The 24,287-nt window shown below is 72.8% G+C and carries 14 protein-coding genes and 2 pseudogenes; 6 read left to right on the forward strand and 10 right to left on the reverse strand.

The annotated features are described in order from the left end of the window. Window positions 1-12 precede the first annotated feature (12 nt). Window positions 13-567, reverse strand: a complete 555-nt coding sequence (locus ACFWBY_RS16655; RefSeq protein ID WP_385332235.1) for a DUF1697 domain-containing protein — start codon at window positions 565-567, stop codon at window positions 13-15. After that, window positions 564-1,864, reverse strand: a pseudogene (gene mgt / locus ACFWBY_RS16660) (macrolide-inactivating glycosyltransferase). Before mgt ends, ACFWBY_RS16655 begins: the two are co-directional and overlap by 4 nt. 163 nt (window positions 1,865-2,027) lie before the next feature. On the opposite strand from mgt, the gene ACFWBY_RS16665 reads away from it, so the two are divergent. Both ACFWBY_RS16665 and ACFWBY_RS16670 read left to right on the forward strand, forming a co-directional pair. Next, on the forward strand, window positions 2,028-2,894 hold the full coding sequence (locus ACFWBY_RS16665) for a phosphotransferase enzyme family protein (RefSeq protein WP_385332238.1): 867 nt from the start codon (window positions 2,028-2,030) through the stop codon (window positions 2,892-2,894). A gap of 23 nt (window positions 2,895-2,917) precedes the next feature. Beyond that, on the forward strand, window positions 2,918-3,664 hold the full coding sequence (locus tag ACFWBY_RS16670) for a hypothetical protein (RefSeq protein ID WP_385332240.1): 747 nt from the start codon (window positions 2,918-2,920) through the stop codon (window positions 3,662-3,664). Here the strand turns inward: ACFWBY_RS16670 and ACFWBY_RS16675 are convergent. The 3 genes and pseudogenes from ACFWBY_RS16675 to ACFWBY_RS16685 all read right to left on the reverse strand — a co-directional run. Then, window positions 3,573-3,839, reverse strand: a pseudogene (locus ACFWBY_RS16675) (DUF2867 domain-containing protein); the annotation flags it as partial. The gene ACFWBY_RS16670 and the pseudogene ACFWBY_RS16675 sit on opposite strands and share 92 nt — an antisense overlap. A 114-nt stretch (window positions 3,840-3,953) precedes the next feature. Next, window positions 3,954-4,688 carry an exonuclease domain-containing protein gene (locus tag ACFWBY_RS16680; RefSeq protein WP_385332243.1) on the reverse strand — a complete coding sequence of 245 codons (735 nt, stop codon included), beginning with the start codon at window positions 4,686-4,688 and terminating at the stop codon, window positions 3,954-3,956. A 50-nt stretch (window positions 4,689-4,738) separates the two neighbouring features. Then, the gene (locus ACFWBY_RS16685) at window positions 4,739-6,010 is read right to left on the reverse strand and encodes an SAV2148 family HEPN domain-containing protein (RefSeq protein ID WP_385332246.1); all 1,272 of its coding nucleotides are present in this window, start codon (window positions 6,008-6,010) and stop codon (window positions 4,739-4,741) included. A 330-nt stretch (window positions 6,011-6,340) separates the two neighbouring features. Between ACFWBY_RS16685 and glgX the strand changes: the two genes are divergently transcribed. Next, window positions 6,341-8,455, forward strand: coding sequence for a glycogen debranching protein GlgX (gene glgX / locus ACFWBY_RS16690; RefSeq protein WP_385332248.1), 2,115 nt, complete (start codon window positions 6,341-6,343; stop codon window positions 8,453-8,455). Here the strand turns inward: glgX and ACFWBY_RS16695 are convergent. Then, window positions 8,440-9,711, reverse strand: a complete 1,272-nt coding sequence (locus ACFWBY_RS16695) for an MFS transporter (protein ID WP_385332251.1) — start codon at window positions 9,709-9,711, stop codon at window positions 8,440-8,442. The two genes, glgX and ACFWBY_RS16695, sit on opposite strands and share 16 nt — an antisense overlap. Window positions 9,712-9,793: 82 nt before the next feature. Here ACFWBY_RS16695 and treY point away from each other — a divergent pair, with 82 nt between their 5' ends. After that, a complete protein-coding gene (gene treY / locus ACFWBY_RS16700) occupies window positions 9,794-12,016 on the forward strand; it encodes a malto-oligosyltrehalose synthase (RefSeq protein WP_385332253.1) in 2,223 nt (740 codons plus the stop codon). A 104-nt stretch (window positions 12,017-12,120) separates the two neighbouring features. Here the strand turns inward: treY and ACFWBY_RS16705 are convergent, their stop codons facing one another. Both ACFWBY_RS16705 and ACFWBY_RS16710 read right to left on the reverse strand, forming a co-directional pair. After that, window positions 12,121-12,615: a hypothetical protein gene (locus tag ACFWBY_RS16705; protein WP_385332255.1), complete on the reverse strand. Its 495-nt coding sequence runs from the start codon at window positions 12,613-12,615 to the stop codon at window positions 12,121-12,123. Further along, window positions 12,612-19,556, reverse strand: coding sequence for a ricin-type beta-trefoil lectin domain protein (locus ACFWBY_RS16710; RefSeq protein ID WP_385332258.1), 6,945 nt, complete (start codon window positions 19,554-19,556; stop codon window positions 12,612-12,614). The genes ACFWBY_RS16705 and ACFWBY_RS16710 overlap by 4 nt, the downstream gene beginning before the upstream one ends. Before the next feature lie 300 nt (window positions 19,557-19,856). Between ACFWBY_RS16710 and ACFWBY_RS16715 the strand changes: the two genes are divergently transcribed. Then, window positions 19,857-21,107, forward strand: a complete 1,251-nt coding sequence (locus tag ACFWBY_RS16715; protein ID WP_385332261.1) for a M14 family zinc carboxypeptidase — start codon at window positions 19,857-19,859, stop codon at window positions 21,105-21,107. Window positions 21,108-21,195: 88 nt separating this feature from the next. On the opposite strand, the gene ACFWBY_RS16720 is transcribed toward ACFWBY_RS16715, so the two are convergent. Together ACFWBY_RS16720 and ACFWBY_RS16725 are read right to left on the reverse strand one after the other, a co-directional pair. Beyond that, on the reverse strand, window positions 21,196-21,669 hold the full coding sequence (locus tag ACFWBY_RS16720; protein WP_385332263.1) for a GNAT family N-acetyltransferase: 474 nt from the start codon (window positions 21,667-21,669) through the stop codon (window positions 21,196-21,198). Window positions 21,670-21,805: 136 nt separating this feature from the next. Beyond that, window positions 21,806-22,369, reverse strand: coding sequence for an FHA domain-containing protein (locus ACFWBY_RS16725; protein ID WP_385332266.1), 564 nt, complete (start codon window positions 22,367-22,369; stop codon window positions 21,806-21,808). Window positions 22,370-22,481: 112 nt separating this feature from the next. On the opposite strand from ACFWBY_RS16725, the gene treZ reads away from it, so the two are divergent. Further along, on the forward strand, window positions 22,482-24,251 hold the full coding sequence (gene treZ, locus ACFWBY_RS16730) for a malto-oligosyltrehalose trehalohydrolase (RefSeq protein WP_385332268.1): 1,770 nt from the start codon (window positions 22,482-22,484) through the stop codon (window positions 24,249-24,251). Window positions 24,252-24,287 lie beyond the last annotated feature (36 nt).

Genomic DNA, 24,287 nt, shown 5'->3' on the forward strand with positions numbered 1-24,287 from the left:
GTCCCGTGCGCGTCAGTCCCGCGTGAGCTCGACCAGCTTGGCGACCGTGTTCCAGTTGCGGGTGGTCACGTCGAGACCCTTGACCACGGCCGGTCTCGCGAGGGCCTCGGCCAGCTTCGAGCGGCCCAGGCCGTCCGGTGCGTAGAGGTAGACGACACGGTCCCCGACGCGGTACTCCTCCGGGAGGTACGCGGCCGCGTCGATCGACGCGAAGCGGGACCCGGCCGGCTGCTCGGAGCAGAAGGTGACGTGGAGCTGCTTGCCCTCCAGCTCGGCGGCCGGGAAGGGGCAGGCGTCGGCCACGGCCTTCAGGTGGGCGCCGTCGACCACCAGGCAGGCGACCCGGAAGCCGAAGTGGGCTTCGATGGCGGCCTCCAGCTCGCGGGCCAGGGCCACCGGGGTCTTCTTCGTGGCGCTGCTGAAGACGGCGTTGCCGCTCTGCAGGTACGTCTGCGCGTCCTCGTGGCCGAGGCCTTGCAGGACCTGGCGCAGTTCGGCCATCGGGACCTTCTTGTTCCCGCCGACGTTGATGCCCCGCAGCAGTACCGCGTACTTCCGATTGGTCATGCCCGAACGATAGGACCGTCCACTGACAATCCGGCCGGGGCTACGGGGGCGGCCGGCGCGGGCAGTTCCGCCTCGATGAGGTCGGCCGCCTGCCGCGTGCCGCCCTCGGCGGCCATCTGCGCGCGGACGGACCGCGCCCGGGCGGCCACCTGCGGGTCGGCGACCAGGGTGAGGACGGCCTCGCGCAGGGTCGCGGCGTCGGCTTCGGCCATGGGGACGTGCCGGGCGACGCCGAGGGCGGCCAGCATGTCGGCGTTGCCGAACTGGTCGACGGCTTGCGGGACCGCGACCATCGGGGTGCCGGTGGCCAGCCCCTCCTGGCTGCCGCCCGCTCCCGCGTGGGTGATGAAGGCGTCGGCCCGGCGCAGGATGTCCAGCTGGGGAACCCAGCGGTGGACCTCGACGTTGGCGGGGACCGCGCCGATCTCGGCCTCGCCGGTGAACTTGCCGATCTGGAGCACGACGTGCCAGTCGGGCAGGTCCCCGAAGGCCTCGACGCAGGCGCGGTAGAAGGCCGGCCGGTGGGTGAAGGTGGAGCCGAGCGAGACCAGCAGGATCTTCTTCCCCGCCGCGGCCGCCGGGGGCGTCCAGGTGCCCTGGGTGGCGCCGCGGTCGCCCTGGCAGGCGCCGACGAAGGCGTACACGCTCTCGTCGACCCGGTCGGCGTTCGGCTGCAGGGCGCGCGGGATGAGTACGACGCTGCGGCGCGGGCGGCCGACGAAGCGGTCGCTGTCCTCGTCGATGCCGTTCTCGTCGAGCCAGGCCCGGAAGCGGGCGTAGTACGCGCGCCCGCGCTCGGAGGCGCGCAGTGCGGCGGTCATCGGCGCGGCGACCTCCTCCTCGTAGCCCGTCCAGGCGACCAGGTTCGGGGAGAGGGAGACGGCGGGGACCTTCCAGCGGTGGGCGAGGACGATCGCCGGGTAGGCGGTGATGTCGTGGAGGACGAGGTCCGGCTCGTCGCCCTCGAAGGCCGCCGCGAGCTGCGGGAGGGCTTGGACGGCGTCGTCGAGGAAGGGCTCGATGTTGTCGATGAGCTCGGTGCCCCAGGCCTCGGGGTCCTCCTCGGTGGGCAGGGTGGAGTTCCAGATCACGGGGGTGGCGCCGGTCTCGGCGACCTTGTCCGCGTAGGAGGCGGGGATGGCGTAGCTGACGCGGTGGCCGCGCGCGACGAGTTCGCGGATCACTTCGATGCCCGGGTTGACGTGGCCGGCGGCGGCGATGGAGAACATGGCGATGTGGGCGGGCTTCGCGGTGGAGGTCATGACTCGAAGATAACGAGACGATACGTCTCGTGCAACCGAAATCGAGACGCGGGACCCGGAGCCGGGCCGGATCCGGGCCGGGGCCGGGTGCGCGTCCGGACCGGGCGCGAGCGGCCGGGTGCGAGAATCGGCCGGTCAGAGCACTTGAGGACCCACCGGTCCCCGGGCGGGCGCAACGGACGGACGGCGGAGCACGGCATGGACGAGGCACGGGCCAGGGAAGCACTGACGGCGGCGGGCCTCACCGGCCGGACCGGACCGCCCGAGCTGCTGGCCCTCGGCGAGAACGCCGTCTTCGCGCTCGGCGGCGACGGACTGGTCGCCAAGGTCGGCCGCGAGGCGGAACTGCTCCCGCGCGCGGAGCGGGAGCTCGCCGTGGCGGGCTGGTTCGAGGCGTGCGGGATCCCCGCGGTCCGCGCGGCCGAGCCGAGGCCCCGGCTGGTGGACGGGCACCCGGTGACGCTGTGGCACCGGCTCCCCGACGCGGTCCGCCCGGCCGGACCGCAGGACCTCGCGGGCCTGCTGCGGCGGATCCACGCCCTGCCCGCACCGCCCTTCGCGTTGCCCCCGCGGGATCTGCTGGGCGGCGTCGAGCGCTGGCTGCGGCTGGCGGGCGGGGCGATCGACCCGGCGGACGCGGCGTACCTGCGGGCCCGCCGCGACGGGTACGCCGATCAGGTGGCATCCCTCACCCCGCACCTCGCGCCGGGCCCGATCCACGGCGACGCGCTGCCGCGCAACGTCCACGTGGGCCCGGACGGGCCGGTCGTGGTCGATCTGGAGACCGTCTCCTCGGACCTGCGCGAGCACGACCTGGTGGTGATGGCGCTCTCCCGCGACCGGTACGGGCTGCCCGCCGAGTCCTACGAGGCCTTCGCGACGACGTACGGCTGGGACGTGCGCGAGTGGGAGGGCTGCGCGGTCCTGCGCGGCGCCCGCGAGACGGCCAGCTGCGCCTGGGTCTCCCAGCACGCCCCCGCCAACCCCAAGGCCCTGGCCGAATTCCGCCGCCGGGTCGACTCCCTGCGCGAGGGCGACACGGAAACCCGATGGCATCCGTTCTAGCGGTGCCGTATCGATCTCCGCATATGAAAGTGCCCCTCACGATCCATCAGGCGCGGCTCGGCCCCGCACAGTTCAAGGTGATCCGACCGGCCCGGCCGCCGGCCCGCGCGGCCCTGGCGGACGGGCGCTGGTACCTGCACGCCCAGGTCGACCAGGGGGCCGCTCAGCTCATCGCCGGCCTGTGGGCGCTCGCCGCCACCTCGCCGCGCTCCCTGGTCCACGTCCCGCTGCGGCGCGCCCACCCCGACACGGAAGGACCCGGGCTCGACCTCGTCCTCCTTCACCACTCGCTCCAGTTCGCACCCTCGCGCTGGAAGGAGCTGCGGGCACGGCTGGGCCCGGGCCGGCCGCAGACGGCGCGGCTCCCCGGACAGGCCCGCGCCGATCCCGCGGTCGACCCCCGGCCGCAGCGACACCACAAGGAGAACCGGGACAGGTTCCACCAGCGCGTCCACGCCGGGACGCTGTTCATGACGGGGAGCGCCGCGCTGTTCGCCGACACCGCGTGGCTCTTCGCCGATGTCGCCCACCGGGCTCCCGGCTACGTCCTCGCCCACCCCGATCACCAGCACTACTGCACGCGGCTGCGCCCGGGCGACGGCGCGCTCGCCACCGGCAGCGGACTGCACGTCGTCTACCGCGACCAGTGGCCGGACCGACCGCCGCCGCCCTCGTGCATCAGAGCGGGGCGGAGCCGGTGCGGGCCTGCCATTCGCGGCCGATCCCGCGGAGCAGTGCCGGGTAGACCCCCAGGTACCGGAAGGGTTTGATGCCCGCCATGTAGACGGCTCCCAGCAGGCCGTTGGGTTTCACCAGGACGGCCATCCGGCCGTGGTAGCCGCCGTCCCCGTCCGGGACCCAGCCGATGTGCATGACCCCGTGCACGGTCCGGTTGGCCGTCTCCGCCGCCCACTCGTCGTGCGTCTGGTAGACGGACGTGAAGGGGAACGCGGAGCCGCGCCGACGTCATGGAACTGACCCGGGACTGGCTGCTGCGGTAGCCGAAAGCCCGAGCCGTACCCGTAGGCCATGGCTACGGCTACGGCTACGGCCGTAGCGTCAGACCCTGTACGGCACCACGGGCCAGGCCCGCTCGACTATCGCCTCGGGGTCCGAGGTGCGCCGCAGGTAGCTCTGCAGGGACGCCGCCTGCTCGGCCGCCGCGCGGATCTGGAGGTCGTGCAGGTCCGCCAGCGCGACCGTCCCTATCGCCGCGTGAGTCGCCCCCATCCGCCGCGCCGCGCGCGCCGCCGCCAGCGCGTCCGCGCCCGCGTCGTGCGCCGCGTCGAGGGTCACGCCGTAGTGCTCGCAGAGGGCTTGGAGGTTCCGGCGGCCCTTGCGGTAGCGGTCCGCGTGCTTGTCCAGGACCAGGGGGTCGATGACCGGCGCGGGCCTGCCCCGCCAGCGCTCGCCCAGCGGCTGGACGCCGTGCCGCCGGCACTCGCGGTCCAGGAGGGTCAGGTCGTACCGGGCGTTCATCACCACCAGCGGCGTTCCCGAGCGCAGCGCTTCGAAGAGCGTCCGGGTGATCTCCTCGATCGCGGGGCCGGCCGCCATCCCCTCGGAGCGCGCGCGGTCCGTGGAGATGCCGTGGATGGCCGAGGCCTGCTCGGGGATGGGAACCCCCGGATCGACGAGCCAGGTCCGCTCCCGCGCCACCTGCCCGTCCGGCCCGACCGCCACGACCGCCGCCGTCACGATGCGGTCCGATTCGATGTCGGTCCCCGTGGTCTCCAGGTCGAAGGCCACCATCGGCCCGCCGTGCCAGTCCCCCATCACGCGCCCCCCGTCCATGCCCCGTACCTCCGGTCAACGGGTTTCAGCCTGCCACGCGGCACTGACAGTCACGACACCGGCCGGGAGTCCTGCCAGATCGACTCGAATTCCTCACGGTACGTCGGGAACAGACCGTGGTCCGCGTCACGCTCGCGCGAAGGACCGCGACCGCCGCCCCGCAGGACCAGGACGGGCGCCTCCATGCCCCGCGCCCGGCGCAGGTACGACTGCACGACCGCGATGCCCGAGGCCTCGCCCTCCACCAGGTACGCCGTGAAGCGCGGCGTCTCGTCGAAGACGTGGATCTCGAAGCCCGACGCGTCGCGCAGACCCGCCCGCACCCGCCGCACGTGCAGGATGTTCATTTCCACGGAGCGGCTCAGCTCGCCCTTGCGCAGCCCCAGTTCCCGCTCGCGCCGCTTGACCGCGCTGCTCGCCGGGTTCAGGAACAGCAGCCGCACCGGGCAGCCGGCCTCGGCGAGGCGTACGAGTCTTCGGCCGGAGAAGTTCTGGACGAGCAGGTTGAGCCCGATGCCGATGGCGTCGAGCCGCCGCGCGCCGCCGAACAGGTCTTCCGCCGGGAGCTGGCGCTGTAGGCGCACCCGGTCCGGGTGGACGGAGATGACGTCCGCGTACCGGTCGCCGACCAGGTCCTCGACGGCGTCGATCGGCAGCCGGTCCGCCGAAGGCGAGCCCGCGCCGCCGCCCAACACCTCCAGCAGCCGCGCCGACGCCCGCTCGGCCTGTTCCAGGACCGCCCGGGACAGGGCGCGGTTGCGCGAGACGACGTTGCGCGTGACCTCCAGCTCGTCGAGCGCCTGTTCGATCTCGCGCCGGTCGTCGAAGTACGGCTCGAAGCAGGGCCAGTGCTGGACCATGAGTTCGCGCAGCTGCGGCAGGGTCAGGAAGCTGAGCACGTTGTCGTCGGCGGAGTCCAGCAGGTAGCCCTTGCGCCGGCTGACCTCCCGTACGGCGACCGCGCGCTGCACCCATTCCTGGCCGGCGGGCCCGGCGGCCGCGACGACCCAGTCGTCGCCGCCGTGCACCGGCTCGTAGATCGGCCGGAGCACCGCACCCACCACCGACCGCAGCCGCTGTTCGATCAGGTTCAGCCAGATGTACGCACGGCCCGCGCGCTGGGCCCGGGTGCGGACCTCGCTCCAGGCGTCCGCGCCCCAGTCCAGCTCGGCCCCGGCTCCGGCCGGCGCCCTCCCGGCCTCCGGCGGGGCCAGCGACACCGCTCCGGCGGGCATCCCGCCGGGCGCCTGGCCCGCGGCGTCCGCCGGGCCGCCCTCGTGACCGCTGTCACCAGGGGGCAGCTCCAGACCTCCCGAGCTCACCCGTGCACCGCCTCCTGCGTCTGGACGCCCGTCTGAAGTGATCACGGAAGGGTACTCCGCGCGCACGGCCCCCTGCAGCCCGATGGGACCCCGTGCTGCCCGAGGGCCGCACACCGGCCGTCCGTTGACTCATTATCCGATGCGCCCATCATCGGATTCGTCCTATGTACCCGTGGTCCGCCAACCCTCCTATCAGCTTTCCGGTCACCCGGTAGGACCCTCCCAAGTCCCCGCGCGAGACCCCTCTTTCGGGGAAGATCTGCCAATGACGTGGTCCACCCCGGATCAGCCCGAACATCCGCCCAACACCCACGGGAAGAGTCGTTTTTCATGCAAGTCTGGCCGGGACAGGCATACCCGCTCGGTGCCACGTACGACGGCGCCGGCACCAACTTCGCGGTCTATTCGGAGGCCGCCCGACGCATCGAGCTGTGCCTGCTGCACGACGACGGTTCGGAGACCGCGGTCGAACTGCGCGAGACCGACGCGTTCGTCCGGCACGCCTACCTGCCCGGCGTGATGCCCGGGCAGCGCTACGGATTCCGCGTGCACGGCCCCTACGAACCGGAGCGCGGACGCCGCTGCAACGCGGCGAAGCTGCTCCTGGACCCGTACGCGCGGGCCGTGGCGGGCAGCGTCGACTGGGGCGAGGAGGTGTACGGCTACCACTTCGGCCGGCCCGACTCCCGCAACGACCTCGACTCGGCGCCCAAGAGCATGAGCTCGGTCGTGGTCAACCCGTACTTCGACTGGGCCAACGACCGGCCGCCGCGCCACGAGTACCACCGCACCGTGCTCTACGAGGCCCACGTGAAGGGCCTGACCATGCGCCATCCGGACCTCCCCGAGGAGCTGCGCGGCACCTACGGGGCTCTCGCGCACCCCGCGGTCATCGGGCACCTGACCAAGCTCGGGGTGACGGCGCTGGAGCTGATGCCGGTCCATCAGTTCGTCAACGACCACCGCCTGGTGGACGACGGTCTCAGCAACTACTGGGGCTACAACACCATCGGCTTCTTCGCCCCGCACAACGGCTACGCCTCGGGCGACCGGGGCCAACAGGTGCTGGAGTTCAAGTCGGCCGTCCGCGCCCTGCACGAGGCCGGGATCGAGGTGATCCTCGACGTGGTCTACAACCACACCGCCGAGGGCAACCACCTGGGCCCGACGCTGTCCTTCCGGGGCCTGGACAACGCCTCGTACTACCGGCTCGCGGACGACCCCCGGCACTACATGGACACCACCGGCACCGGGAACTCGCTGCTGATGCGCTCCCCGCACGTCCTCCAGCTGATCATGGACTCGCTGCGCTACTGGGTCACCGAGATGCACGTGGACGGCTTCCGCTTCGACCTGGCGGCCACCTTGGCCCGCCAGTTCCACGAGGTGGACCGGCTGTCCTCGTTCTTCGACCTCGTCCAGCAGGACCCGGTGGTCAGCCAGGTCAAGCTGATCGCGGAGCCGTGGGACCTGGGCGAGGGCGGCTACCAGGTGGGCAACTTCCCGCCGCTGTGGACCGAGTGGAACGGCAAGTACCGCGACACCGTACGGGACCTCTGGCGCGGGCAGCCGCGCACGCTCGCGGAGTTCGCGGGACGGCTGACCGGCTCCTCCGACCTCTACCAGGACGACGGGCGGCGGCCGCTGGCCTCCATCAACTTCACCACCTGCCACGACGGGTTCACCCTCAACGACCTGGTCTCTTACGACGAGAAGCACAACGAGGCCAACCGCGAGGGCAACCGGGACGGCGAGACGCACAACCGGTCGTGGAACTGCGGGGTGGAGGGGCCGACGGAGGACCCGGCGGTCAACGAGCTGCGCGAACGCCAGATGCGCAACTTCACGGCCACGCTGATGCTTTCGCAGGGCGTACCGATGATCAGTCACGGGGACGAGTTCGCCCGTACCCAGGGAGGCAACAACAACGCCTACTGCCAGGACAACGAGGTGGCGTGGGTGGCCTGGCCCGAACCGGGCAAACCAGCGCCCGCGCAGCTGGAGTTCACCCGGATGATGGTGCGCCTGCGGCGCGAGCACCCGGTGTTCCGAAGGCGCCGGTTCTTCCACGGCCGGCCGGTGGAGGGGACGCACGACGAGCTGTCCGACATCGCGTGGTTCACCCCGCACGGCGAGGAGATGCGGGCCCGTGACTGGCAGGCGCAGAGCGCGCGGGCGCTGACGGTGTTCCTGAACGGGGAGGCGATCTCGGAGCCCGGCACCCGCGGCGAGCGGATCACCGACGACTCGTTCCTGCTGATGTTCAACGCGGGGGCCGACCCGCAGGACTTCACGATCCCGGCCGGACACGGCGCGCAGTGGCGCCTGGTCGTGGACACGGCGCGGGCGGACGTGCTGCCACCCGGAACCGGGCCGCAGTACGCGGCCGGGGACCGGGTGGCCCTGACGGGACGGTGCCTCGTGGTGCTTCAGCGACCGGCGTAGGCGCCGGCCTGCGCGGGGTCGGCCGCAGCGGGTGCCCCGGGGGTGTGCGCCCGGGCACCCGGCACCCGCGTGACGAGGGCCAGGGCCAGGCTCAGCGCGGCGGCCCCCACGGCCACCGCGAAGGCAGCGGCGGGCCCGTACCACTCGGCGAGCCGCCCGGAGACGGCGAGCGAGGCGGCCTGTCCGGCGACGAGCGAGCTCGCGGCGAAGGCCATGGACTCCGCGAGTCGGCACGGCTCCACCGACCGCTCGGTGAGCGCGAAGGCGGTGATCAGGTGCGGGGCATAGGCGGCCCCGAGGACGGTGACGACCGCGTACAGCGGCCAGAGGGAGTCGGTGAAGAGCAGCGGCACGGAGAGCACCAGCGCGGCGGCCGTGGCCACCCGCCAGCGCAGCCGCAGCCCGAAGCGGGCGGGCAGCACGCCGAGCGAGAGCCCGACGACGGCGCTGACGACGCCCATGGCGGCGTACACGATGCCGGCCTGGCCGGGGACACCCAACTGCGCGGTGAGGGCGGCGATTCCGGCCTGGCAGGCGCCGAACATGGCGCCTTGGAGGGCGAGGGAGCCCCGTACGGCGTAGACCACGGCCGGCGGGCGGACCTGGGCCCGGTCCTTGACCGCGCGCAGCCGCGCGGAGGCCCCGGCCGTGACGGCGGCGGTCGGGTGCAGCGCGAAGAGGGTGGCGAAGACGGCGACGAGGGCGGCCGCGCCGCCGAGTGCGACGGCCGGGTGCAGCGCGAGGGTGGCCAGGCCGACGAGGGCCGGCCCGATGACGAAGGAAACCTCGTCGAGGGTGCCTTCGAGCGAGTGGATGGCGCCCACGACGCCCTCGTCGGCCCCGGCCCGGTGGGCCAGGGCCACGGAGCGGGTGCGTGCGAGGGGTCCGATCAGCGGTACGGAGGCGCCCGTGACGGCTCCGATCGCGGCCAGCGGGACGGTGGCGAGGCCCGAAAGGGCCCCTGCCACCAGAGCGGCGGTCGCGACGGCGTTGAGCGCGGCGGCGGCCAGGACGACGGGACGCTGTCCGTGGCGGTCCGCGAGCCGGCCCAGGACCGGCCCGAAGACCACCTGTCCCGCGGAGAGGGTGCCGCCGACCATGCCGGCGGTGGCGAGGGATCCGCTGGTCTCGGCGACCAGCAGAACGCTTCCGAACTGCGACATCGCGACGGGCAGTCGGGCGAGGAAGGACACGAGCGGGAGAAGGGGCCCGGTCAGGGCGATGACCTTGCGATAGGTGGTGACGGTTCCGAACACTTGAGCAACGCTAACCCGGTGCAGTCACTCGGATGCATTGGGTAATGGCACGGAATCCCGCATCCTGGGTACGTACGTTCTCATGAGCCAGCCGTCCGCACGCACGCACACGGAATCCGACGTTCCGTCGGCCGCCACCCCGGCGTCGACCTACCGCCTCCAGCTGCGCCCCGACTTCACCTTCGCCGACGCGCGGGCGTCGGTGCCGTACCTCGCCTCGCTCGGCGTCTCCCACCTCCACCTCTCCCCCGTACTGGAGGCGGTGCCCGGCTCGACGCACGGGTACGACGTCACCGACCACTCCCGGGTGCGGGCGGAGCTCGGCGGGGAGGCCGGCCTGCGGTCCCTGGCCGCCACCGCCCGCGCGCACGGGCTCGGGCTGGTGCTCGACATCGTGCCGAACCACATGGCGGTGCCCTCGCCGTTGCGGCTGAACCGGCAGCTGTGGGAGGTGCTGCGCGACGGACCCGACTCCCCCCGCGCGCGCTGGTTCGACATCGACTGGGAGGCGGGCGGCGGGCAGGTGCTGCTGCCGCTGCTGCCCGGGCCCGCCGAGGCCGCCGATTTCAAGGCCGACGGGGACGTGCTGCGCCACGGGGAGCTGGAGTTCCCGCTGCGGGCCGGTACCGCCTCACTGGAGCCGGCCGGGCTGCTGGCCGCCCAGTTCTACCGCCCCGCCTGGTGGCGGGAGGCCCGCACGGACCTCAACTACCGCCGCTTCTTCACGATTTCCGAGTTGATCGGCGTCCGGGGGGAGGATCCGCAGGTGTTCGCGGCCACGCACGCGAAGATCCTGGAGCTGGTCCGCGACGGCGTCGTCGAGGGGCTGCGCATCGACCACGTGGACGGCCTCGCGGACCCCGGCGCGTACCTGGAGCGACTGCGGAGTGCGACCGGACCGGGCTGCTGGATCGTGGTCGAGAAGATCCTCGCCCGCGACGAACGGCTGCCCGCCGCCTGGCCGGTGGCGGGTACGACGGGCTACGACGCGCTGCGCCACGTGGACGGCCTCTTCGTCGATCCGGCGGGCGCGGAGGAACTGGCCCGCCGCTACCGGGACTCCACCGGGGCGGCCGACTGGCAGGAGACGGCGGAGCGCTCCACGCGGGAGGTGCTGACCGTGGACCTGGCGGCGGAGCTGGCGGTTCTGGAGCGCCGCGCGGGCCCCGGGGCGGCGCGTGCGGCGCGCGAACTGCTCGTCGCCTACCCGGCGTACCGACCGTACCCGGGCGCCGACGGATTCGCGGAGGTCGCCGGGGCGAGCGCCGAGGACGTCGCCGCCGTACGGGAACTCTGCGAGCAGGACGGCGTGTTCGCCGCGCGATTCGCGCAGACCTCGGCGGCCCTGCGCGCGAAGTCCCTGGAGGACCGGGCGTTCTACCGCTGGGCCCCGCTCCTGTCGGCCACGGAGGTCGGCGGCGATCCGGGCCGTCCGGCGGTCTCCCCGGAGGAGTTCCACGCGTACTGCGCGCACCTGGACCGCGACTGGCCTGCCTCCGGGACGGTCCTGTCCACGCACGACACCAAGCGCAGCGCCGATGTCCGGGCCCGCATCGCGGTGTTGTCCCAGGCGCCGGAGCTCGCGGACGAGGAGGGCGCGGCGGCGGGTCCGGATCCGCAGCTGGCCTGGGTGGCCCGGCAGAGCGCCTTCGGCCTGGGCTCCGTACCCGACCGGACGGAGCGGCTGACCGGGGCCCTGCTCAAGGCCGTCCGCGAGGCGGCCCTGCACACGAGCTGGACGGAGCGGGACGAGCGGTACGAGGCGGGCGTCGCGGGGTACGTACCCGATCTGCGGGAGGACCCGCCCGAGGTGGCGGCGGCGGCCCGGGACAACGTCCTGGCCATGACGGCTCTGCACCTGACGATGCCGGGCGTCCCGGAGGTCTACCAGGGCTGCGAGAGCGAGTACCGGGCCCTGGTCGACCCGGACAACCGCCGGCCGGCCGAACCGGACGCCCGCCCGGAGCCGGGCACCCTCGCGGCGCGGAAGCTCGCCCTGACCTCGGCGCTGCTGCGCCTGCGCCGCGACCGACCGGAGCTCTTCACCGGCTACGCCCCGCTCCCTGCCCGGGGCCCGGCGGCGGAGCACTGTGTGGCGTACGCGCGCTCCGCGGACCTGGTGGTGGTGGTCACCCGGCTGTCCCTGCGCCTCGCGGCGGCGGGCGGCTGGCGCGCCACCACCCTGCCGCTGCCCCCGGGCCACTGGACCTCCCTCGACACCACGGGCCCGTCCTTCACCGGCGAGGTCCCGCTGGCCGGGCTGCTGGCGGCGGCCCCGGTGGCGGTACTGGTCCGCCGGGCGTAGCACGGGCGCGGGCCCGAGGAGGCCGGACAGACGGGAAGGCGGCGCCCCCGTACGAAACGGGGACGCCGCCTTCTCGTCCGTCTGCCGGCCCGCGGGCCCGGTGTCTAGCGCAGGTACTCCGGCAGGTTCGCTCCGACCACGCGGTGGAACGCCCGCAGCCGGTCGCTCTGCTCGTCCATCAGGCCGAGGAGGTCGTAGGACTCCGCCGCGGCGACGATCGAGCGGTTGGCGAACAGCTCCTCATAGAGGATCCAGGTCGCACCGCGGATGACGTCGACACAGGCCTCCGCGACGTCTTCCTGCTCACCCGTGGCGAGGATGCCCAGCAGGGTGATGAGCTGCTTGCGGAAGACGGGCCCGGGATCGCCCGCCAGTGCGGCGACAGCGATGGCGGCCGTCGCCACGGCCGGTTCCATCAGGTTCGACTGGATGAAGGCGTGATTGTCGGCCCAGTCGTGTCCCTGTCCCGACGGCGGTTCCCCCTCCAGGGTCTTGATCAGGTCCCCGGGAATGTGGTCGGCGCGATAGCCGCACCCGCACTCCATGGCGGCCCAGTCGTGCAGTCCCGCCTCGATGCGGACCAGTTCTACCGCGTTCACTCACCCTCCCAGATCCGGCCCAGGCTCCACGGGGCCTTGAGGCCGTCCTTCAGGAACCAGACGTGCTTGATCCCCGGGATGAACTGGGCGCTACTAGGGTAGTCGACCTGGCACTTCGTACAGACCGGCTTGAGCTCCGTCATGAACTTGCCCGCGTCGTCGAGCACCACGTGGTAGGCATTGGTGAACATGACCTTCGTCGCGTCCCCTCCCAGTGCCCGCACCACGTTGCCTTCCGCGCAGTAAGACGCGTCCTCGGGGCTCATGGCCTCCTTCGAAGCCCTGGTCCCGCCCGAACTCGCCAGGCCGATCTGACCGGTCTCGGTGTGCACGCCGCCCACGTAGGAGCGGCCCTTGGTGGCCTTGGTGTAGCCGGAGTCGACCGCGCCCTTCAGAGCGAACTCCTCCACCATCCCGTCGGCCTTGCTCAGCTGTCCCGACACGGTCCACCCCGGACCGGGCGCGTGCACGATCGAGGGCGGCGGTGTGAGGCTCCCGACCTTCCCCCATCCCCTGTCCGAGATCTTGGAGGCGGGGAAGACCAGCTTCTCCAGCCTGGGGACGGTCTTGACCGCCGCCCTGGCTCCGGCGTTCGCGGCGCCCATCGCCATCCCCGAGCCCGGGGTGAACGGCATGAGCCACTTGGAGACCGTGTAGCCGATCCGGTAGGGCACGGTGTTGGTCGGCTGCCCGCCCAGGTTCCTGAGCGTCTGCTTGCCGTAGTCCTGCCGTCCGCCCTCGCGGTCGGCCCTCAGTCGGCTGGCGGTCGCACCGTCCCCGGTGAAGACGGCGAAGACCTCGGTCGCCTCCGCGACCCAGTCGACGGCCCCGTGGTAGGCGCCCTTGAGTGCGTCCTGGGCGCCCTTGAGGAGGCCGCCCCAGCTCCACAGGCCCGTCGGGTCCAGGCGGGCCACCGGGCTGTTGTTCGCGTAGGCGTACCCGTTCATCTGGAGCGGGTCGGTGATGTCGTTGACCGGGTCGACGCTGATGAAGCGGCCGGTCGTGGGGTCGTACTCACGGGCGCCGATGTGGGTCAGCCCGGTGTTGGTGTCGTCGACCCCGGTGCCGAGGAAGCCGCGGCTGCCGGGCCAGTTCGACGCGACGGCGCCGCGCTGGTTTCCGTACGGGTCGCTCTTGCGCCGGGTGATCTTCTGCCCGGGGCTCTGCTCGACCGTGACCGTGGCCGTGTTGTGGTGGTCCGTCAGCAGCACGTTGAGCTTGTGGCCGGTGGCCTTGCCCTCGGTGGTGCGGACGGTCGTCGGCCCGCCGGGGCTGGTGTAGTAGCGGGACGCGCTGACGGCCTGGCCGGCCTTGTCCACGGTGATCTCGGCTTCGCCGAGGTAGAGGGTGCGGGAGCTGCCCGTCTCCTCGATCAGCCGCTTGCCCGCGGCGTCGTAGAGGTAGCTGGTGGTGTTGTCGGCGAACGTCCACTGCTGGGCGGCGGCGTTCGTGGCACAGGTGAAGATGTGCAGGTCGTTGCCGTCGGCCGGGTTGTCGTTGGGGACGGTGACGCAGCCGTTGGCCGCCGCGTTGTAGAGGGTCTTGTCTCCGGTGCGGTAGGTGAACTTCTGCTTGGCGCTGCCGTCACAGGTGGCGAGGCGGGCGTACAGCCCGTCCGCCGTGAGGCACTTGTCCAGTGCGCGGACGGTGTCGCCGGTCAGGCGCCACTGCTGCGCGCGGGTTTCGTTGCACGGCCAGAGCTGCACGGCCGTGCCGTCCGCGGTGGAACCGTCGGCGACGTCGAGGCACTTGCCCGCGAGGCCGGTGACCGCCACGGCGCCGACGCCGGGGCTGGTGGCCGAGGTGAGCTTGTTGCGGCGGTCCCAGGTCAGGGCCTGTGTGTCGGCGCCGATGGTGCGGCGGGTCGTGTTGCCCGCGCTGTCGTAGCCGTAGCTCGACTGGGACTGGGTGGTGGAACCGGCCTTCCTGACGGTCGAAACCGTCTTGTTCAGCGTGTGCGGCTGGGTGGTGACCGGCGGCTGGGCCCCGTTGCCGGGGACCGTGACGCCGTAGGTGTAGGTCGTCTCGTCGTCGAGCGCCGCGTTCGTCAGGTCGTGGTCGACGAGCTTGGTGCGGTTGCCGACGGAGTCGAAGGAGTACGACTTCCAGTAGCCGTCCCCGTCCGGGCCCGGGGTGACGTCGGCGAGCGACGGGCCCGCGCAGTCGGCGGTCTTCCCCGTCCAGGCCTGGGTCAGCTGGCCCATCGGGTCGTAGGCGAAGCACTGGCGGTCGGTGCGGCCGCCGGGCTGGGTGTCGGTGATCGAGGTCGGGTTGCCGGCCGCGTCGTAGCCGTAGGACAGGGCCGAGATCCGGTTGGGGCTCGCGGTCTCCCGGTCGGTGATGGTGTCGGTGATCCGGCCGTTGTTGCGGTCGTAGAGGTTGGTGGTCCACACCCGCTCCGGGGCCTTGCCCGAAGCCGTGCGCATGACCTGGCCGTACGGGCTGTAGACCGTCTCGGCCGTGTACCAGGACAGGCCCGACATGGTCTGGGGCAGACCGTCGGAGTTGTAGCGGGTGATCAGCTTCTCGGCCGCGAGGCCGCCCGGGGTGGCCGGCAGGGTCGTGGACTGCACCTTGCCGGTCGGGGTGTAGCCGACGCCGTACGCGTAGGTGCCCGCGAGCCCCTTGGCGGCCGGGACGTCCGGGATCGTGATCTTCGTGCCCGTGACCCGGTACTCGGTGTCGTAGCCGGTCGCCTCACTGACGAAGGCCTTGCCGTCGTAGTAGCGGGTGGACGCGACGGGCTGGCCCTTTGCGCCGGGCAGGGTGTCGAACGTCCAGGACGCCACCAGGGGGCCGTCCGCGGCGTCGTCGCGCAGCGCGGTCTTGCGGCCCAGGACGTCGTAGGTGACGTACTGGGCGCGGCCCGAGGAGTCCTTGAACCAGGCCTGCCGGTCCAGGTTGTCGTAGCCGATGCTGCCCTTGCCCAGATCGGGGTCGTCCGAGGAGGTCATGCGGCCGCGGGCGTCGTAGGCGTAGGTCCAGTTGTTGCCCGCCGGGTCGGTGACCTTGGCCAGCTTGCCGCGCACGTCGTAGGCGTACGCGGTGTCGGACCAGGTGGTCAGGTCGGTCGCCGTGTAGTTCTGGATCAGGGTGGTGCGGCCCAGCGCGTCCGTCCAGGTCTTGACGGCGCGGCTGCCCTTGAGCGGGGCGGTGCCGTCCGCCGACATGCCGGTGCGGCTGAGGGTGAAGTCGCCCTGGTACCAGTTGGTGGTGGAGTTCTGTGCCACGCCCTCGTGGAGCGTGGTGCTGCGGACCGCGCGGCCGAGGCCGTCGTAAGCGGTCCTGGTGGAGTTCGGGACCTGGTAGACGGTCTCCGGGACGAAGATCTTCCCGTCCGGCTCGCCCTCGGCGTGGTAGCCGTTGTTGCTCTGGCGGGTGGAGCCGTTCGCGTTGTACAGCGTGTCCGAGACCAGGCGGCCGCCGCCGATGGCCTGCGTCTGCGTCTGGCGGGGGCGCAGCAGACCGTCGTAGATCGCGGTCGACCGGGCGTAGGTGCCGTTGTCCTGGAGGGTCCGGGTCGTCACGACCGGGGCCTCGTGCTCGGCGAACTGGTACTCGAAGGTGGCGGCGGCCTTGTCGGTGCCGGGCTTCTGGGAAGGGTCCCAGACGGCCGTGTTGCGACCGAGGTTGTCGTAGGCCGAGCTGCTCTTGCGGCCGTTGGTGTCGGTCTGCTCGAGGACCGAGCCGCGGCCGGGGTCGGTCTTGGTCGTGGCCGTGTGGCCGGCCGCGTTGATGATCTTCGTGCTGAACGGCACGCCCGTGGCCGGGGTGAAGACGACGGAGGAGGTGTTGCCCGCCGCGTCGTAGGACTTGACGACGCGGCCCAGCGCGTCGAACTCGTCGCGCGCGGAGGTGACCCATCCGGTGCCCGCGCCGTCGAGGGTGTCGACCTGCCGGGCCAGGCCCTTGACGGGCGCGGTTCCGAAGGCGTCGAGCGCGTCGTAGGAGGTGCGGCTGTCGGCCAGGACGGTCGCGGTGGCGCTCTGCGAGCAGTCGCCCGCGGTGGCCCGGATCCGCTGCGGCAGGCCGATCAGGTTCTTCGCCGTGTTGTGCACGTAGGACGTGGTGGTGCAGGACGGGTCGGAGGTCGCCCAACCGGTGCCCGTCGACTCCAGCACCGCGTTCTGGCTCGTGAGCAGCAGCCCGTACGTGGTGTCGTACGTCTTCTCGCTGCGCAGGATCCGGGTCCGTCCCTGGCTGACGGCGCGGATGCCGTCCGAGCGGGACGTGCCGGTACGGAAGCCCTCCAGCGGGGTGGTGCCCTCGCGCGGCCGCGAGACCGTCCGCTGGCTCCACGGCCAGTCCAGCCGCCGGGACACGACGCTGCCGCCGGCCTTGTCGTAGGTGATGCTCTCGGCGGTCCGGCCCACGTACTGGGGCAGGTCCTCACCGAGGGTCTCGACGCCGGCCGAGTCCTTGACGAACACCTTGGCGCGGCCCGCGTCCCCGGACATCCCGCGGAAGAAGCGGCTCCGGGTCTGCGACTGCTCGGTGGCGTCGTCCTTGCCCGTGTCGGCCGTGACGCCGGTCCGGGTCACCACGCTCGCGTAGCCCCGCCACTGGTTGTAGGTGCGCAGTTCGGGCTTGGTGAACTCGTCGGTGTCCTTGGCCCAGGCGGCGTCGCCCTCGTAGGTGTAGCTGGTGGTGACGTCGGGCTGGCGCGCGACGCGGTCCTTCTCGACGACGTTCTCGACGACGTACTTGTTGAACCACTCCAGCGGCGGCGTCTCGGCCTCCGCGTCGGCGGACCAGTGGACCGGATAGCAGCGGGTGGTGTTCTCCTCCGGTTTCGGGTGCGAGCCGCCCACCGCGCAGGGGGCCGAGTAGTCGACGTAGACCTCGCCGCCGTACTCGTTGCGGATGGTCTCCACGCGCAGGCGGTCGAAGTCCGGGGTGGCGTCGGTGGCGCTCTTCGCGACGCGGTTGGGCATGTCCTGGACGTTGGCGAGGAAGGACACCGGCGGGAGCGGAGTGCCCTCCTGGTTGCCGTTCGCGTCCTTGGTGGTGCCGTAACCGGTGTGGATGAGCGACTCGAGCCACAGCGGCGGGTGCGTGTCCGTGCGCTGGCGCGGGAAGGACTGGGTCAGGTTCCAGCGGTCCACGAGGGAGAGCGCGGTCGAGCCCTCGGTGCGCTGGCCGTAGGTCGTGACGGCGGTCAGCCGCTTACGGCTCCAGAAGGTCGGCGCGGCGACGTAGCAGTTCTTGGCGTCGGCCTTGCAGTGGAGCGTGGAGGGGGTGTCCCACCAGGGCTGCTTGTCCGCGTAGTTCTTCGACTCGAACTCGGTGTCCGAGCACTTCGCGGAGCCTTCCTTCACGCAGCGCTCGTCGACGGTGAACTCGACCTTGCCGGCGGGGGCGCCGCTCAGGTTGGCCGTCCGCAGACCGTAGGTGATCTGGGTCGGGTGGCCACCGCGGACGTAGGAGACCTTCTCCTTCGTCTTCTCGTTCTTGGCGTAGTGGTTGGTCTCCTTCGCCCAGTCGACGATCATCGCGTTGCCGTGGAGGTCCTCGACGTAGTCGAGGTTCCAGCGCCAGGCCTGGGTGCAGGAGGAGTCGGCGTAGGCGGTCGCGTGGCAGGGCTCGCCCGGGTGGTTGCCGAACACCGGGACGGTGAAGACCGAGTTCGTCACCGCGCGGGTGCCCGCGCCGTCCACGTCGTGGCGGCCGAAGAAGTAGCGGGTGCCGTCACGGGTGGTGACGATCCAGTACTCGCCGTCCTTCGCGCCGTTGGCGACGGCCGTGTCCGTCTTGCGCTCGACCTTGGAGCCGTCGTCGGAGGCGGGGATCCACTGCCCGGTCGCGGGGTCGAGGACCAGTTCGGTGGTGTTGCCGCCGAGGGACATCACCACGCTCTCGCCGGCCCAGCAGAGGTCGGACTTCTTCTTGTCCGTGGAGTTGTCGTTGTTGGGCTTGCTCGGCGTGGCCTTGCGGTCCTCGGAGCAGGGGCGGTAGCGGCGCTCCACGAAGCCCGGGTGGTAGTCCCAGCCGTCACCGATCCAGGAAGCCTGGCCGTTGGCGACGGAGGTCTTGCCGTCCACGGACTGCGAGGAGTACGAGAACGCGATCTTGGGAGCGGGACCGGCCGGCGGGGCGGGGGTCGCGAGCGGGTAGCTCCAGGTGAAACCGCCGCTGCTGCCGCCCGCCGCCCAGGAGCCGGAGGGGCTCAGCGAGGTGGCCTTGTAGGTGCCGCCCGCGCCCGACGCGGAGTCGGAGGCGGCCAGCACCATCGGGCCGCCGCCGACCGCCATGGTCCGCATGCCCTGACCCGGCGTCGCGGCCGGGTCGACGGTGGCGCGGACGGTGCCGGTGTTCGGGTCGTTCGTGCTCGGCACGTCCTTCCCGGTGGTGCACTCGGGCAGGTCGGGGGTGGTCAGGAAGCACTCCGGGAGCTGCTTGAGCTTCAGCCGGGTCGACCACTCGGTGCCGTAGAGGTCCTCGAACTTCTTGTAGTCCAGCTGGACGTCGACCGGGGTCGAACCGCCCGCCGGCGGCACCACCTTGATGATCGCGCCGTCCACGTCGGCCGCCTCGGTCACCGCGCGCGCCTCGACCGACACCGACCAGGTGCCGGACGGGTCCGGCGGCGTCGGGTTCGTCTCCGTCGGCGAGGCCTTGCCTATGCTCACCGGCAGCGTGCCGGCCTGCACCAGCTGGCCTCCGGCGCCCGCCGCGAGCGCCACGTCGGCCGAACCCGCCGCCGGAGGCGTCACCTTCGTGGGCTCGTACTCCGCGGGCGGGGCGACGGGCGCCCCGGACCAGCCCTCCAACTTGGCGGCCTCGACCTTGTCGAGCTTCGCCTTCACGCTCTGTTCGAGCCCGGGCAGTTCGACCCCGCTGCGACTTCCGGGCGGTGCCGCCCAAGCCGTCGCGGGCAGCAGGCCTACCACCAACAGCACCGAGAGCGTGACTCCGGTGCGCTTCGCCAGGCGACCGCGCAAGGCGATCGCTCTCCCGTTTCCGGGCAGGCGGAATCTACTCGCCGAGAACGGCGACACGTTACCCCCCAAAACCTCTGCCCGCGGAATCCCACGCAGGGCAGGGAACTGACACATCGACAACGATCATTGTCCGGGACGCCGAAAGGACTCAGCCACCACACAAGTGCCTTATGAGGCAGATCACTCGACTCACCGGACGAGGCCGGCCCCACCGGGTGCAGGGCCTTGGCCAGGGGTTTCCGGTCGGGTGGGCGCGCAAGTGGGGGACGTCCGGAGCAGTAGCGGGCGTGCGCGGCGGGCATGGCATTCCCTGTGACCCTCATCCGCGACATGTGCTACCCGACCCCCCGCGAACTCGCCCTGGCCGCCCGCGCGCTGGCGAACGAGCATCCCGGCGCGGTCCGCCTGCGCCAGGCCGGCACCTCCCGCGCCGGAGAGCCGCTCTGGCTGCTCTCCGTCGGCACCGGCCACCCGCGCGACGTGCTCGTCGTCGCCGGGGCGCACGCCAACGAACCCGTCGGCGGGGCCACCGCCCTCGCGCTCGCCCGGCGCCTCGTCCGCAAACCCGCCGACGGCGCCGACTGGCACTTCCTGCTCTGTGCCGATCCGGACGGCGCGGCCCTGCACCGCACGCCCCACCCGTACTCCCTGCTCGACTACCACCGCACCTTCTTCCGGCCCCCCGGCCCCGAACAGCCCGAGTGGGCCCCGTCCTTACTGGCCCCCGACCGTCTGCCCCCCGAGACGCTCGCCCTGACCGCCCTCATCGACGAGCTCCGCCCCGTCCTGCAGGTGTCCCTCCACGGCACCGACCTCGGCGGCTCGTGGATCCAGCTCACCCGGGACATACCGGGCCTCGCCGAACCCTTCGGCACATCGGCCGCCGAGCTGCGCATCCCGGTCGAGACCAGCGCCTGCGACGCCTCGGGCTGGCCCTCCCCCGGTGCGGGGATCTTCGTGATGCCCGAGCCCGGGACCGCTGCCGCCGGCGCCTTCCCCCCCGAGGACACCCGGCTCAGCACCTGGCACCACGCCGGGACCACGGCGATCGTCGAGGTCCCCATGTGGGCCTCGGACCTGGTGGACGACCCGGCACCGCACCCCGACCCGCGCGGCGCCCTGTGCCTGCTGGCCGTGCGCCTCACCGCCGACGCGGCGCGGGTCTCGGCGCTGCGGGAGGGCGCCGCCCACGGTACGGACCCGGGCGCCTCGGCCCTGCTGCGCGCGGTGGACTGGACGCTCGCGCTGATCCCCCGGATCACCGCCGAGTGGACGGGCGTCCAGGCTCCCGCCGAGGCCACGGCGGCCTACATCGGGAGCATCGACGCCTTCGGCCGCCGCCTCTCGCTGCGCCCCGCGGCGATGCTGCTGCGGGTCCTGCGCGCCCAGGGCCATCCGGCGGCGCCCGTGCTGGACCGGCTCGTCGCGCAGTGGTGCGAGGAGTTCGCGGCCCGCTTCCAGGCGCGCTGGGTCCCGGTGGCCACGCAGGTGGAGCACCAGTCCCGGATCGTCCTGGCGGCCTACGACCGGCTCGTGGCGGCCGGCCGCTAGGCCGGCGGGCCGGAGCCAGGGGCCGGAGCCAGGGGCCGGAGCCAGGGGCCGGAGCCAGGGGCCGGAGCCGGGGGGCCGGAGCCGGGGGTTACCGCGTCGGCAGGGCGTAGCGGATCTTCGGCCGTCCGGTCGCGCCGAGCCGGTCGTAGAAGCGGATCGCGCCTTCGTTCCAGTCGGGCGTCTGCCACTCGACGTGGCCGAGTCCGAGCGTCCGGGCGAGGCCCCGCACGCCGTCCATCAGGGCGGCCCCGAGGCCGTGGCCGCGGGCTTCCGCGGCGAGGTAGAGGCAGTCCATGTGGAGGTAGTGGCGGGCGTCCCAGAAGGAGAACTCGGCGGAGCAGGCGGCGTACCCGGCTACGCCGCCGTCCGGGATCTCGGCCAGCAGCACCCAGATCCTGGCGTCGTCGGCGAACAGCCGGGGGCCGAGCCGGGCGGCGAGGGGCTCGGCCGGGCGGGGCTCCGACTTCTCGTACTCCATGTGCTCGCGCATGAGACCGACCAGGCGGGGCAGGTCCTCGGGGCGTGCGGACCGTACGACGGGGGCGGCGGGGTTGTGTTCCATGGACGCCATCCTCCGCGGCGGCGTCACGTGCCGTACGTCCGGGTCGCTCCGGCCGTGCCGGCCGTCCTCCCGGACTACTCCCGGACTACTCCCGGCCCGCTCCCGGCCCGCTCTCTGCCGGACCCCGGCCCGGGCCTCAGCTCGCCGACAGCCGGAACGTCATCCGTCCGAAGCCGATCTGGTCCCCGTCCCTCACGACCGCCGAGCCGGTGACCCGGCGCCCGTTGACCGTGGTCCCGTTGGTCGAGCCGAGGTCCGTCACCACCCACACCCCGTCCCGCATCCTCAGCTCCGCGTGCGCCCGCGAGACCGTCTCGTGGCTGAGGCGCAGGCCGCTGCCCGGGTCGCGGCCGATCAGCAGCGGCTCGGCCCTCGGGTGCGGGAGGAGCAGTTTCGGCAGCTTCTCGGCGGCCCAGGCCCGCCGCACGCCCACCGATACGGCCGAGGCCCGCCCCACCCAGCCGAACAGCCGCCGGGTCCAGGGGCTTTCGGCGCCCTCCCGGCCCTGCAGGTCCGCGGTGAGCACCGCGAGGTCCTCGGAACGGCGGGCGACGAGGGCGAGCTCCATGCGGCGCAGGAAGGTGTCGTGCGACAGCTTCCCGAGTGCTGCCCCCTCCCTGAGCTGGCCCAGCGCCCGGTCGCGCTCGGCATCGGACAGCCGCGGAGCGGGGTAGGCGGGAAACTCGAAACTCGACGTCACCGGGTGATTGTCGGCCCGTCAGGGGCAGAGTGTCCAGAACTCCCGCGCCGAGCCGGAGATGATGGACCGGTCACGCAGGTTGGGATACCGCCGCAAGACGAGGGGACCGTCCGTGCAGTTCGAGGTGTGGGCACCGCTGACAGGCCGGGTCGCGCTGTGGCTCGACGGGGCCGCGTACGAGATGACGCCCGATCCGGAGCGGGCCGGCTGGTGGGTCGCCGAGGCCCCGGCCGCCGACGGCTCCCGGTACGGGTTCCTGCTGGGCGGCGGCCCGGACGACGATCCGCAGGGCACCGTACGCCCCGATCCGCGCGGGCGCCGGCTGCCCGAGGGCCCCGACCGCCTCTCGGCGGTCGTCGACTTCGCCGCGCTCACGCCCGCGGAGCCGGCCGCGCCGCCGCGCGTGCCGTTGCAGGACGCCGTCCTGTACGAGCTGCACATCGGCACGTTCACCCCCGAGGGCACCTTCGACGCGGCCGCCGCCCGCCTCGGCCACCTGACCGGGCTCGGCGTCACCCACGTCGAGCTGATGCCGGTCTGTCCCTTCCCCGGACGGCACGGCTGGGGGTACGACGGGGTCGCGCCGTGGGCCGTGCACGAGCCGTACGGGGGTCCGGCCGGGCTGGCCCGCTTCGTGGAGGCGGCGCACGCCGCCGGGCTCGGCGTCGTGCTCGACGTGGTCCACAACCACCTCGGCCCCTCCGGCAACCACCTCCCCGCCTTCGGCCCGTACTTCACCGACACCCACCACACCCCCTGGGGCGCGGCGGTGAACCTGGACGCGCCCGGCTCCGACGAGGTGCGCGCGTACCTCCTCGGCAGCGCGCTCGCCTGGCTGCGCGACTACCGGATCGACGGCCTGCGCCTGGACGCCGTGCACGCGCTCGTCGACGGGCGGGCGCTGTCCTTCCTGGAGGAACTGGCGGCCGCGGTGGACGAGCTGGCCGCCGAGAGCGGCCGGCCGCTGTTCGTGATCGCCGAGTCCGACCAGTGCGATCCGCGCACCACGGCCCCCCGCACCGCCGGCGGCACCGGCTTGCACGCGCAGTGGAACGACGACTTCCACCACGCCCTGCACTGCGTGCTGACGGGCGAGTCCCAGGCGTACTACGCGGACTTCGCGGCCGCCCCGCTCGCCGCCCTCACCAAGACCATGACCCGGGCCTTCTTCCACGACGGGACCTGGTCCTCCTTCCGCGGCCGCCACCACGGCCGCCCGCTGGACCGCGGCCGCACCCCCGCCCACCGGTTCCTCGGCTACACCCAGACCCACGACCAGATCGGCAACCGGGCCCAGGGCGACCGCCTCTGCGCTTCCCTCTCTCCCGGGCTGCTGGCGTGCGCGGCCGCTGTGGCGCTGACCGGGCCGTTCGTGCCGATGCTGTTCATGGGCGAGGAGTGGGGGGCGGGCACGCCCTGGCAGTACTTCACCGACCACCCCGACCCGGAGCTGGCGGAGGCCGTACGGGCGGGCCGGCGGCGGGAGTTCGCGGAGCACGGCTGGAAGCCCGAGGAGATCCCCGATCCGCAGGACCCCGCCACCCGGGACCGCTCCTGCCTGGACTGGGCCGAGCCCGAGCGGGAGCCCCACGCCCGCCTGCTGGACTGGTACCGCACGCTGATCACGCTCCGCCGCACCCACCCGGACCTGCGCGATCCGGATCTGGCATCGGTGCGGACCGCCCACGACGAGGAGCGGCGCTGGCTGACCTTCCGCCGGGGCGACGTCCGCGTGGTCGTGAACTTCTCCTCCGAGCCGACGACCATCGCGCTGGGCCGCAACGGCGTGCGGGTACTGGCCTCCTGGATGCCGGTGGACCGTCCGGACGCCGAGGGGCGGGTCCACGTGCCGGCCGAGTCGGTGGTGGTCCTGGGACCGTAGCGGCGCCGCGCCCGCCCGCCGCTCCGGCGGGCGGGC

It is taken from the genome of Streptomyces sp. NPDC060049, assembly GCF_042736715.1.
Lineage (GTDB): Bacteria > Actinomycetota > Actinomycetes > Streptomycetales > Streptomycetaceae > Streptomyces.

What these genes read in the sequence shown, in the direction of transcription:
- ACFWBY_RS16655 (WP_385332235.1), bottom strand. Translation starts at nt 567, where the DNA reads ATGACCAATCGGAAGTACGCGGTACTGCTGCGGGGCATCAACGTCGGC.
- ACFWBY_RS16665 (WP_385332238.1), top strand. Translation starts at nt 2,028, where the DNA reads ATGGACGAGGCACGGGCCAGGGAAGCACTGACGGCGGCGGGCCTCACC.
- ACFWBY_RS16670 (WP_385332240.1), top strand. Translation starts at nt 2,918, where the DNA reads ATGAAAGTGCCCCTCACGATCCATCAGGCGCGGCTCGGCCCCGCACAG.
- ACFWBY_RS16680 (WP_385332243.1), bottom strand. Translation starts at nt 4,688, where the DNA reads ATGGACGGGGGGCGCGTGATGGGGGACTGGCACGGCGGGCCGATGGTG.
- glgX (WP_385332248.1), top strand. Translation starts at nt 6,341, where the DNA reads ATGCAAGTCTGGCCGGGACAGGCATACCCGCTCGGTGCCACGTACGAC.
- treY (WP_385332253.1), top strand. Translation starts at nt 9,794, where the DNA reads ATGAGCCAGCCGTCCGCACGCACGCACACGGAATCCGACGTTCCGTCG.
- ACFWBY_RS16715 (WP_385332261.1), top strand. Translation starts at nt 19,857, where the DNA reads ATGGCATTCCCTGTGACCCTCATCCGCGACATGTGCTACCCGACCCCC.
- ACFWBY_RS16720 (WP_385332263.1), bottom strand. Translation starts at nt 21,669, where the DNA reads ATGGAACACAACCCCGCCGCCCCCGTCGTACGGTCCGCACGCCCCGAG.